The organism is Enterococcus rivorum, from assembly GCF_001742285.1.
GTDB lineage: Bacteria > Bacillota > Bacilli > Lactobacillales > Enterococcaceae > Enterococcus_L > Enterococcus_L rivorum.
The window spans coordinates 1-9,944 of record NZ_MIEK01000058.1; the positions used below are offsets into that span (position 1 = coordinate 1).

11 protein-coding genes, 12 tRNA genes, 1 rRNA gene and 1 pseudogene are annotated in these 9,944 nt (G+C 33.6%); 11 read left to right on the forward strand and 14 right to left on the reverse strand.

The features are described from left to right. Nucleotides 1-133: 133 nt before the first annotated feature. Nucleotides 134-718: a TetR/AcrR family transcriptional regulator gene (locus BCR26_RS15490; protein ID WP_069699881.1), complete on the forward strand. Its 585-nt coding sequence runs from the start codon at nt 134-136 to the stop codon at nt 716-718. Nucleotides 719-1,270: 552 nt separating this feature from the next. Further along, nucleotides 1,271-1,651 carry a zinc finger Ran-binding domain-containing protein gene (locus BCR26_RS15495; protein WP_069699882.1) on the forward strand — a complete coding sequence of 127 codons (381 nt, stop codon included), beginning with the start codon at nt 1,271-1,273 and terminating at the stop codon, nt 1,649-1,651. A 176-nt stretch (nt 1,652-1,827) separates the two neighbouring features. Here BCR26_RS15495 and BCR26_RS15500 read toward each other — a convergent pair whose 3' ends face one another. Next, nucleotides 1,828-2,337 (reverse strand): hypothetical protein, encoded by a 510-nt coding sequence (locus tag BCR26_RS15500; RefSeq protein ID WP_069699883.1) that lies wholly within the window; start codon nt 2,335-2,337, stop codon nt 1,828-1,830. A 75-nt stretch (nt 2,338-2,412) separates the two neighbouring features. On the opposite strand from BCR26_RS15500, the pseudogene BCR26_RS18150 reads away from it, so the two are divergent. The 9 genes and pseudogenes from BCR26_RS18150 to BCR26_RS15545 form a co-directional block, all read left to right on the forward strand. Further along, a pseudogene (locus tag BCR26_RS18150) lies at nt 2,413-2,673 on the forward strand (transposase); the annotation flags it as partial. Nucleotides 2,674-3,089: 416 nt separating this feature from the next. Further along, complete coding sequence (locus tag BCR26_RS15505) at nt 3,090-3,449, forward strand: hypothetical protein (protein ID WP_139124970.1); 360 nt, start codon at nt 3,090-3,092, stop codon at nt 3,447-3,449. Nucleotides 3,450-3,672: 223 nt separating this feature from the next. Beyond that, complete coding sequence (locus BCR26_RS15510) at nt 3,673-4,023, forward strand: hypothetical protein (RefSeq protein ID WP_069699885.1); 351 nt, start codon at nt 3,673-3,675, stop codon at nt 4,021-4,023. After that, nucleotides 4,004-4,309, forward strand: coding sequence for a hypothetical protein (locus BCR26_RS15515; protein ID WP_069699886.1), 306 nt, complete (start codon nt 4,004-4,006; stop codon nt 4,307-4,309). The genes BCR26_RS15510 and BCR26_RS15515 overlap by 20 nt, the downstream gene beginning before the upstream one ends. Nucleotides 4,310-4,552: 243 nt before the next feature. After that, entirely contained in the window at nt 4,553-5,884 is a 1,332-nt protein-coding gene (locus BCR26_RS18390; RefSeq protein ID WP_069699888.1) for an FtsK/SpoIIIE domain-containing protein, read from the forward strand. A gap of 154 nt (nt 5,885-6,038) precedes the next feature. After that, nucleotides 6,039-6,353: a hypothetical protein gene (locus tag BCR26_RS15530; RefSeq protein ID WP_069699889.1), complete on the forward strand. Its 315-nt coding sequence runs from the start codon at nt 6,039-6,041 to the stop codon at nt 6,351-6,353. Nucleotides 6,354-6,541: 188 nt separating this feature from the next. After that, nucleotides 6,542-7,360: a rolling circle replication-associated protein gene (locus BCR26_RS15535; RefSeq protein WP_069699890.1), complete on the forward strand. Its 819-nt coding sequence runs from the start codon at nt 6,542-6,544 to the stop codon at nt 7,358-7,360. Between the two features lie 18 nt (nt 7,361-7,378). Beyond that, nucleotides 7,379-7,600: a DUF3173 family protein gene (locus BCR26_RS15540; protein ID WP_069699891.1), complete on the forward strand. Its 222-nt coding sequence runs from the start codon at nt 7,379-7,381 to the stop codon at nt 7,598-7,600. Further along, nucleotides 7,575-8,675 carry a site-specific integrase gene (locus tag BCR26_RS15545; protein ID WP_245341993.1) on the forward strand — a complete coding sequence of 367 codons (1,101 nt, stop codon included), beginning with the start codon at nt 7,575-7,577 and terminating at the stop codon, nt 8,673-8,675. The genes BCR26_RS15540 and BCR26_RS15545 overlap by 26 nt, the downstream gene beginning before the upstream one ends. A gap of 73 nt (nt 8,676-8,748) precedes the next feature. Here BCR26_RS15545 and BCR26_RS15550 read toward each other — a convergent pair. The 13 genes from BCR26_RS15550 to rrf all read right to left on the reverse strand — a co-directional run. After that, nucleotides 8,749-8,832: transfer RNA gene (locus BCR26_RS15550), tRNA-Leu, on the reverse strand. A gap of 15 nt (nt 8,833-8,847) precedes the next feature. Continuing rightward, nucleotides 8,848-8,918 (reverse strand) — tRNA-Cys (locus BCR26_RS15555). A gap of 17 nt (nt 8,919-8,935) precedes the next feature. After that, a tRNA-Gln gene (locus tag BCR26_RS15560) sits at nt 8,936-9,007 on the reverse strand. A 14-nt stretch (nt 9,008-9,021) separates the two neighbouring features. Then, nucleotides 9,022-9,094: transfer RNA gene (locus BCR26_RS15565), tRNA-His, on the reverse strand. 29 nt (nt 9,095-9,123) lie between these two features. Then, nucleotides 9,124-9,197: transfer RNA gene (locus BCR26_RS15570), tRNA-Trp, on the reverse strand. A gap of 2 nt (nt 9,198-9,199) precedes the next feature. Further along, nucleotides 9,200-9,280 (reverse strand) — tRNA-Tyr (locus BCR26_RS15575). 4 nt (nt 9,281-9,284) lie between these two features. Beyond that, nucleotides 9,285-9,357 (reverse strand) — tRNA-Phe (locus BCR26_RS15580). 26 nt (nt 9,358-9,383) lie between these two features. Further along, a tRNA-Asp gene (locus BCR26_RS15585) sits at nt 9,384-9,456 on the reverse strand. An 8-nt stretch (nt 9,457-9,464) separates the two neighbouring features. Continuing rightward, nucleotides 9,465-9,537 (reverse strand) — tRNA-Val (locus BCR26_RS15590). Nucleotides 9,538-9,546: 9 nt separating this feature from the next. Then, nucleotides 9,547-9,618, reverse strand: a tRNA-Glu gene (locus BCR26_RS15595). Nucleotides 9,619-9,632: 14 nt separating this feature from the next. After that, nucleotides 9,633-9,721, reverse strand: a tRNA-Ser gene (locus BCR26_RS15600). Between the two features lie 48 nt (nt 9,722-9,769). After that, a tRNA-Asn gene (locus BCR26_RS15605) sits at nt 9,770-9,843 on the reverse strand. Between the two features lie 7 nt (nt 9,844-9,850). Then, a 5S ribosomal RNA gene (gene rrf, locus BCR26_RS15610) occupies nt 9,851-9,944 on the reverse strand; the annotation flags it as partial.

The window sequence follows — 9,944 nt, forward strand, 5'->3', positions numbered from 1 at the left end:
TATACCAAGAAAATCATTAAAGTATCAGACACCATTAGAGGTATTTTTGAGTTACGTAAATGATAAGCATTTGTCCAGCTTAATTTGACAAATCAAATTATTAAAAAAAAGATTCAAAAGAGGGATTTATACAATGAACCAACAACAGAAATCAAAAACCACTAAGTTAAAATTAAAAATAGCTGCAGAATCCTTATTTACTGAGAAAACATTTGACCAAACAAGCATTTTAGATATCACAAATCATGCAGGATATGCAGTTGGTACATTTTATAAACATTGGAAACGTAAAGAAGATTTATTGTTTGAACTATGGCAAGATTTTACTACTGAATATATGATTGATAGCGCTCGTGAAATTAATCAAGTAAAAACAATCAATGAATTTAGTTCAAAAATTGTGAATCGTTCACTGGAATATGGTGAACATCCATTTATCAAAAAATACTTTTCTTCACAGTATCATGTAGAAGAAAATCAAAAAATCGCAATGACGGATGCTTATAACTTATATGTCGAAACAATCTATCAACAACTTACAAAGCTACATTCGGAACAAAAGCAGCCAGCTATTCTTTGGCAAATTGCTATTGCGGTAGCAAATTTTTTAAACAGGCATGTGTTGAATAGTCAAAATTTCAGTTATAATAGTCACGCCGTCTTAACAAAACAACAATTAATTAATCTCGTTACTTATTTACTATCTTATAGTGACTAAAGTCACAAAAAACAAAAAGTGAATCATATTCACTTTTAAAACTACCACATTCAATTTTCTTCGTCAAGTGTATTTTTTCACATGCAATCTTACTATACTAAAAAATATTTCGATGCTTAAATAAAAATAATTGATTAATTTATAACTATCTATATATATATAGTAAATAGCCGCTCTTCGGTTACTTTTTATACTGATTTTTTAATAATATCAGCTGCTAAACACCCATAAATCAATCTTTAACCTGTAATAAAAATGCCATCACGTCCTACAAATTACCTTTCACATATAATTGGTTTGAAAAATAACACTCACTATGTAACGCGTGTCAAATATTTAGTGATTATCTAAATTACATCTGATATAATAATATATTGAAGCTTACTGAAATATAAAGAGTACAATAATGGACTAGATTGATGCTTACCGTTTACTTTAATCTAGGATACCAGCCTACTCATATTGGTATTGAAAATTATAAATCTAATTCTTTAAAAAAGACGATTTTATCTGAAAATTGTCAAATAAAATATATTTTGGAGGAATTATTCATTGGGAAGAAAGTATGTTACTCACAGAAAATCAGGAGGTGGATGTGCAACTATCTTTGGGATTTTCATGTTGATAGGCCTTTTTGTAACTTATTGGCCCTTTTTTTTGTTACTTGCTTTGATAGCGCTAGCAGTTTGGTACTTTAAATATTATCCTAAACAAAAGTTAAGAAAACAACACTTAAAAGAAGTGAAATCAATTGAAGAAAAAGAAAGACAACTTGCACTTGAAAAAAGAAAATTAGCAGTAAAGAATACAGAATCAGAATTACAGAAACAAAAAATCAGAATGAATAAAATAGACTGGAAATGTTCTTATTGTTTAAATATGAATCAAGCAGAAGTTAGTGAATGTTCAAGCTGTGGTGCAAACAAAGAATAATTTTTGATCCATTTAGTTCACTGCCGATAACTACCAGAGGTGCATCTACACTCCTTTACTGGGCTAAATGAATTCCACTATACAATTAGAAATCAAAATAGAGACATTAAAAAGACCTATTAAAGGGCTTTTTACTTGAAGTGCTCCCTGTCCGGTAGACAGTGAGCACTTCAAGTTCACATCCAGCTTTTACTTTTTTGCACTTTCTTCCCTTCAAAAGTAATGGTTTGAGTATCTTTTGTAGGCAACTGACCATGATTAAAGTCAGTAGAAATGCTAAGTATTTCAAAAACAGCCTTTTCCAAAATAAACTGAAATTCCGCTATTCCATACCATTTTAATGGAAAAATTTCCAGTTCCGAATCAAGTAATTGTCCATTCTGCCATTTTTCATAACGATTATGATACACATTTACTTGTTTAATCGTATCAATCTCTACAAGTGTCTCTTCTAGCGTGAATAACTCTTGCTGATCATTCGTAAACATTCGTTTTGAAATAAATCCTTCTACATGATCGTTTGGTAGAAATTTGTCAATTAGCAATCTTCCACCTTCTTCCAGATGTTTGTGGAAACAGTTTAAGGCATTAAATGCTTTTTCCAGTGTGTCTAACAGCAAGAAAGAGCCTGTCGGAACAATAATTGCTTGATATTTTTCATCTATTGAAAAGTTCGTCATATCCATTTTATACATCCTAGGTTGAATTTTTCTCTGTTCACAATTCATTTCGAGTTTACCAACACTAGTTGACAATGAGCCTTAAAACAAAACTATTCTCATCTACCAGAGAAATATGCGACAACCATTCAGACGTTTAAACAGTATCAAGATGGCATTTTAAACGCACTTGAACAGCCCTATTCTAACGGTTCCTTAGAGTGTTTGAACAACCACATTAAAGTATTGAAACGAAATGCGTATGGCTTTAGAAGCTTCTATAACTTCAAACTGAGAATTCTATTAACTTTAGGAACCACCCTTTTCAATCCCATGAAAAAGAACAAGCCTGCAGAAAAATAATCTCTTCTGCATACTTGTTCTTCCGTGGCATTATTCTACTGATTTTTCTCTACCAACACTAGTTGACAATGAGCCAGAAAAAACGGACAATAAAAAAAGCACCAACGAATCGTTTTAGAAACGTTGGTGTTAATAGTATACCGGCGGCCGAGATATTTTACAATGTTTATAAACCTTTAAAATTTTTAACTATTCTAAAGCAAAGATTTTAAACGGTTTTCCCCCTTCTCCTTTTTTAACCAACTTTAGAATTTTTTATTTTTCGGGACAGTAACGGGACATACTGAGACATATAAAAATTGTTTTTAATATCATTTTTCATAAATCCTAAGATATGTTGAAACATATTAGGAAATGGAATATAATTATACTAGTCAGTCATTAGAGTAAGTGAGGTGAATAATTTGAGAATTCAAATGAAATTAAGTAGAGATGCAATGCTAGCAATTCAAGAAATAAAAAATTTAGAATTTTCTGACCCTAATATTACTATAACAAATGGTTATGTAGTAGGTGTAGCATATAATAGAATTAAAAATAAACAAGTTGACTGGAATAAAGTGGCTACTTCTAACATTCCTGGCGTAAGTAACAATCCCTCCTCGGATATAAAATCAGTAAAAACCACTCTAAATTTAGAACAAAATATCCTTGATGGCATAAAAGAAATTCAGAATAGTTTTTTCTCAATTTTCAATTTGAAAAGAGTCCATAAAGCTTATGTTGTTAAAATGATTCTATTTGCTGCAATTTTAGACTACAACAATTTACTCTAAAATTATATTGTAGAAAAGAAGTATTTTAGATGCTTCTTTTTTTTACCTTAAAAAAGGTACTCTCTTGACGGACTAAAAAATATATGTTATTCTTTTCCCAGAAACAAGTCCGTCACATGAGTAACACTTTAAAGGAGTGATAAATTTTGAATATTAGAGCTGAACCATAATAACAAGAATTCTACTATCGCAAAAAAAAACTGATTAATGGAGGACAATAAAAATGACATTTGAACTTGGAACAACTATCAACATCGAAAAATTAATTAGAAATACTATTCCTGCCCAACGCAGGACACTAATACGTATAGGAAAAGGGTTTAATTTAATACTTCCCCCTATCACAAATCATGTCGTGCATGTTGCTGAAGTTCTTAAAGAAGAAAACAATTTAAAGTACCTACCTATTGAATATGCTAGAAAGCTAATAGCAATCTTTAATATTATTATTCACTTAAGGCACTATAAGGATAATAGTTTTCTAATTGATTACTACTTGAAAAATAAAAGAATTTATCCTAAATCTTTTGTTGATAAGAATGGAGAGGAAACAAATGATGAAAAAAATCTCTGAAGGTAAGCTTTCAAGCTTGATATTCTTGTTGCCAACATTTTTTACTAGCACAGTTGTTGGACTTTTCCTATGTTTTATTTCAAATACAGCTTTTAAAGATGTTAGTGCCCCCTACTTGATTGGGGGCTTCTACTTAAGTTATTATCATCCAATTGCTCATAGGCCTACTTTAAGTATTTTGCAGTTAAGCCTTTTTTCTAGTTTCTTTTTGTTTACTTTCTTGGCAGTATTTTTAGCTATTTTAGGTAGACTTCTTGAAATATATGTAAAAAACAAAGCAAAATAAGGGGGAATAGGTAAATGTACAATAAACTAAAATCAAAAACTATATTTTGGACTTCAATTACAATCGGAATATTTTTAGCACTAATTAGCCAAACTATTAATAATGATTTTCTAAGTTATTCATTATTATCTTTAGGAATATTAGCTATGTTTATAAGCCTTTTCTTCCTTGTTAAGTCTGGATTTGAATCTACTATTGCGGTCTGTAAATACTGGTTTCATAAATTTAAAGGAGATATTTAGTATGATATCTCTGCATAAAAAGCCTATTGACTGGCTAAAAATTGTTAAGGTGTCAACTCTTATTTCTTATTTTTCTATCTTTCTACTTTTAATGTACTTCTTTTCAATTATTAACAATGGTTTTCTTCTACTGATTATCATGTATTCAGCAGTAGCTTGCTTTTTCAAAATAGCACAGTATTCAAAGAAAATTACAAAGTTGGTACGGGAAAAATATTATTTAGAGAGCCTTCTATATAATTTTATTTTGAATAATAATCTTTATAAGGAGAAGCAAGACAAATTTGAAATATATGAGAATGGGAAATCTCGCACAAAAAGCAGAGTTGTACTAGAAAGTTCAGCACAATTTTCTTATCAAGAAACAACTGTCGAAATTATTATACTCGCACATAAAAGAGGAGACATTTATTCTAAACGCATGGAAGCCCTCGATGTAGAATTACAAGGATTGCTAGCTCTCCCGATTGAAAATAAGGAAATTCTCCCTGATGTTGTTAAATATACCTTTTTGAAAGAAAAGCCTTTACGAGAGCAGGTGACTACTTTACCTAAAGACGATGACTCCTTGCTTATTCAGATACATTGTGATTTTATAATCAATTTGAGAAACAATTATAGCATGTTAATAAGTGGAGCTAGTGGTGCGGGAAAGTCATACTTTACGTACTTTTACCTCACTCGTTTTATTAGTCAAAAAGTGAATAACAATCATGCTAAGATTATGGCTATTGACCCTAAGCAGAGTGACCTTTATAAGCTATTTAAGACTGTAAATATGCCTGCAGAGAACTATGGAACATCAAATGCAGATGCCTTTAGAATCGTAAAACATTACTTGGCTGAAATGGAGCATAGGATGGCTCTATATGATGAAAGCCCTTCGTTTGATTCAGTGGGTATAGACATTGGTTTGGAGCCCACACTTTTAGTGATAGAAGAGTACAGTTCGTTAGTTGCAAGCATGGACTCTAAACAGAAAAAAGAGTTTGAAAATATGGTGGCTATTATTGCCCAAAAAGCTAGAAGTTTATCAATGGGTATTCTGATTATCATGCAACAGCCTAGAGCTGACTCTTTAAGTTCGAATATCCGAGAACAGTTGCAAAATTGTATTTTCTTGGGGAATCCTAGTAAAGAATCAGCAGGCATGATGTTTGGTACAACAGATGTTCCTCAAGTTAATGGGAAAGGTGCAGGTATGTATTCTATTGAACGTAGTGCACCGACATCATTTGAGTCCCCACGATTTGAAGCAAACGTATTTGAAACGATTTTACCTGTATGGGAACATGTAGCACATTCTTATAATAAAAATGTTCAAACTAAATAAGCGTTTTGTAAATGATTAAAGCTTGCTTTCATTATTTATGAAATGCCTTCACGGTTGCCGAGTGACTGGGGCAGTCAGCTTGAAAAGCTGAAAATACTAAAATACACGTCCAAAATCTGAATGACAATAAAAGCTGACAGAAAGGAATTTTAAAATGAAATTAAATGACTTCTTAAAATCCGATTTACTTGGGGAAAAGTTCCTAGCAGTTAAAGGATACTCTGAAGTATTAGACCGTGAAACACAAAAATTATCTGCTTATCGTTTAAATGTGTCTATTCAAGATGAGAGTTCAGACTTCTTCATGGAGATGATTCAAGTGAAAGTAAATAATCTCTCCCCTACCGTTAGTTTTCAAGAATTAAAAAATAATAAGACAACCCCTATTATCTTAGAAAATATTCAAGTCGGACAATACAATGGAATATTATGGTTTAATTGCACAGATGTTTTACCTGTAAGCAAGTAGTATCTGTACTACTTAGCTAAGAACGAGAACAGGACTGCCAACGCAGTTGAGCAAGCGGAGCGTGTCAGTGGAACGACTGTTCTTGGTCTTAGCTTTAGTTGTACGGAAGGGAATTTCATTCCCTTCCTAGTTTATTTATTATATAAACAATCTTATGGCGAAAAATCGCTGTAGAAGGACTGACTTTTATGACTGGTTACAATCAAAAAATAGTCCGAACAAATTCTTATGTTGAGATTTGGGAATATGAAAAGCCTATTTTCATTAAAGATGAAATTACTATAGTAGATGAAGCTGTTGATCAGAGTATAGAAAGTATAAAAGAAAAATCTAAACGAAGAACATTTGATGAACTCAATGATGATGAACAAAAGAAAAGATTGGAAAGAATGAGTAAGACTAGATTAGAAGCAAAATGGAAATTATTGAGAATAGTAGATTGTAATTTTGATGATAAAACTTCATTTCTTACTTTAACCACTAAGAAGAACGTTCAAGACCGAGACGAGTTTAACTCCCTTCTAAAAACATTTATAAAGAGATTTAACTACCATATTTTTAAGACTAAAAAAAGTAAACTGAAATATTTAGCAGTTTTGGAACGTCAAAAAAGAAAGGCCTGGCATGCCCATATACTATTATTTAAAGTTCCTTATGTTCCACATGAAAAACTTCTAAATTTATGGGGGCATGGAGCTGTTCGGATAAATAAAGTAGATGTAGATTCCAAAGAAAATCGTGGTCGTTACGTTACCAAATATTTTGAAAAGGGTATCGGTCAAGAGCTCTTAGAAAGTTTTGGTAAAAAGGCTTATTTAAGTTCTAGAAACTTACTACGACCCGAAGAATCCAAAATTTTCCTGAAGGATAAACTTGAATTTAAACAGTCAGCTATTTTATATGAAACCGAATACGTAAGTAAAATTTATCGGGATGGATTGCTTATTGATAATCCAGTAAAATATAAAAAAATTAAACTAGTTGACGAAAACGATTCAGATAATTAGAGTAAAGGAGTAAATTTTATGATTACGATAAGCAAAAATGAAATTATGATTCAAACTGGTTATACTCATTCAATAGCAAGTAGAATCATTCGAGAAGCTAAACAATACATGGTTAATGAAGGTTATAACTTCTATGCAAATAAACGATTAAATCGTGTACCCGTTGAAGTTGTTAATCAAATGTTAGGTATAGAGCTAAAAGGAAGTGAATATATTGGCAACATTCCGCCAGAGAGGTAAAGTCTGGGAATATCGTATACGAGAATACAATATCAGTAAATCGGGATTCAAAACAAAAAAAGAGGCTAAACATGCAGCAACTGAGTTAGAAATTGAATTAAGACGTGGAAATAAAATAGACACTCATTCTACTGTCTATGACCTTTGGAAACGATGGTATGAATTGGAAATCCTCCCCTCTAACAAAAGTAAAAGAACGAAAGAGAAATATAAAAAAGTTGGGAATCAAATAGAGAAGTATTTAGGAAATGAAATTGCTTCTAAATTGAAATATAGTGATTATCAAGAAATATTAAATATCTATGGAGAAAACGTAGGTTCAGACACTCTCTCTAGGTTTAATAGTGCGATTAGGCATTCAATTGTCCTTGCTAAAAAAGATTTACTTACGATTAATGATTTTACCTTAGGCGTCAAAATTAACGCCCAAAAACAAGCTAAAAAACCAAATGAAAAATTTATTGAGAGTATATCTGATTATCAAAGTATACTCTCTTATTTAAAAAGTGTTATGAACTACCCAGAAAGTATTATGCCTTATTTCTTTTATGTCCAACTTAAAACAGGATTTAGAGTTGGAGAAGTTCTTGCTCTTACATGGAATGAAATCAACTATGAGAAGAAAGTTATTTCTACATATAGAAGAATTGATAGCGCAAGGCATACCTTTGTTCCACCAAAAACAGACAATTCAGTACGACAAGTTCCAGTAAGCGATGATGTTTTAAATATATTGTTGTCTTTAAAAGAAAAACAAGAAGCAATAAATATTCTCAAAATATCTGATAATCTCATTTTTTTTGATGATAAAACAGGCATACCTACAAATAATGGTTTGAATAAGGCCTTAAGAAAGTATTTAAAAGAATTGGAAATACAGCCAATTATTACAGCTACAGGCTGTAGACATACTTATTGCAGTGTTCTGCTAGCAAAGGGAATTGACATTGCTGTCGTCGCAAAATTCATGGGACACAAAGATACTCAAAGAATTATTGATACCTATGGACACGTACTAAAAGAATTAGAGGAAAAAGAAAACGAGCGTATTAGAACTATACTACAAGATTTCTGAATAAAAGCGGGACAAAAAAGGGACAAAAAAAAATAAAACAGCTTAACCGCAATGGAAAAGCTGTTTTATAGTATACCGGCGGCCGGGGTCGAACCGGCACGCCCTCGCGGGCACTGGATTTTGAGTCCAGCGCGTCTGCCAATTCCGCCACGCCGGCATGAAAGATATTGCAAGGCGGTAACCGGATTTGAACCGATGATAAAGGTTTTGCAGACCTCTGCCTTACCACTTGGCTATACCGCCATATTACAATAATAAAACTGGGGTAGCTGGATTCGAACCAACGCATGACAGAGTCAAAGTCTGTTGCCTTACCGCTTGGCCATACCCCATTAAAATTACGAAGGGCGACCGATGGGAATCGAACCCACGAATGCCAGAGCCACAATCTGGTGTGTTAACCACTTCACCACGATCGCCGTAATCTTAAAAATGATACAAATTAAAATGGCAGGGGCAGCAGGAATTGAACCCACACTAACGGTTTTGGAGACCGCTGTTCTACCTTTAAACTATGCCCCTAATGGAGGAAAGTGGATTCGAACCACTGAACCCTAAGGAACGGATTTACAGTCCGTCGCGTTTAGCCACTTCGCTATTCCTCCATAATGGCGCGGGACAGAATCGAACTGCCGACACACGGAGCTTCAATCCGTTGCTCTACCAACTGAGCTACCGCGCCAATTAATGCTTAAATATCATATTTAACGGTCCCGACGGGAATCGAACCCGCGATCTCCTGCGTGACAGGCAGGCATGTTAACCCCTACACCACGGAACCAAGATCCATGGAGGTTAACGGGTTCGAACCGCTGACCCTCTGCTTGTAAGGCAGATGCTCTCCCAGCTGAGCTAAACCTCCAAATATGAATGACCCGTACGGGAATCGAACCCGTGATACCGCCGTGAAAGGGCGGTGTCTTAACCGCTTGACCAACGGGCCAGATAATATAGAAACGGAGAGTAAGGGATTCGAACCCTTGAGACAGTTTTCACCGTCTACATGATTTCCAATCATGCTCCTTCGGCCACTCGGACAACTCTCCAGAGTTATAAAGAAGCTTTACTCAAGTGATTCCTATACTTTAAAGGAACTCCGGCAGTAGGACTCGAACCTACGACATCATGATTAACAGTCATGCGCTACTACCAACTGAGCTATGCCGGAATGATTAGCGTGGCGACGTCCTACTCTCACAAAGGGAAACCCTTCACTACAATCGGCGCTAAGAAGCTTAACTTCTGTGTTCGGCATGGGAACAGGTGTAT

Bases quoted from the DNA above. Each gene is read 5' to 3' on its own strand.
- BCR26_RS15535 (WP_069699890.1), top strand. From the start codon at position 6,542: ATGACTGGTTACAATCAAAAAATAGTCCGAACAAATTCTTATGTTGAG.
- BCR26_RS15490 (WP_069699881.1), top strand. From the start codon at position 134: ATGAACCAACAACAGAAATCAAAAACCACTAAGTTAAAATTAAAAATA.
- BCR26_RS15515 (WP_069699886.1), top strand. From the start codon at position 4,004: ATGATGAAAAAAATCTCTGAAGGTAAGCTTTCAAGCTTGATATTCTTG.
- BCR26_RS15530 (WP_069699889.1), top strand. From the start codon at position 6,039: ATGAAATTAAATGACTTCTTAAAATCCGATTTACTTGGGGAAAAGTTC.
- BCR26_RS15510 (WP_069699885.1), top strand. From the start codon at position 3,673: ATGACATTTGAACTTGGAACAACTATCAACATCGAAAAATTAATTAGA.
- BCR26_RS18390 (WP_069699888.1), top strand. From the start codon at position 4,553: ATGATATCTCTGCATAAAAAGCCTATTGACTGGCTAAAAATTGTTAAG.
- BCR26_RS15500 (WP_069699883.1), bottom strand. From the start codon at position 2,337: ATGGATATGACGAACTTTTCAATAGATGAAAAATATCAAGCAATTATT.
- BCR26_RS15505 (WP_139124970.1), top strand. From the start codon at position 3,090: ATGAAATTAAGTAGAGATGCAATGCTAGCAATTCAAGAAATAAAAAAT.
- BCR26_RS15540 (WP_069699891.1), top strand. From the start codon at position 7,379: ATGATTACGATAAGCAAAAATGAAATTATGATTCAAACTGGTTATACT.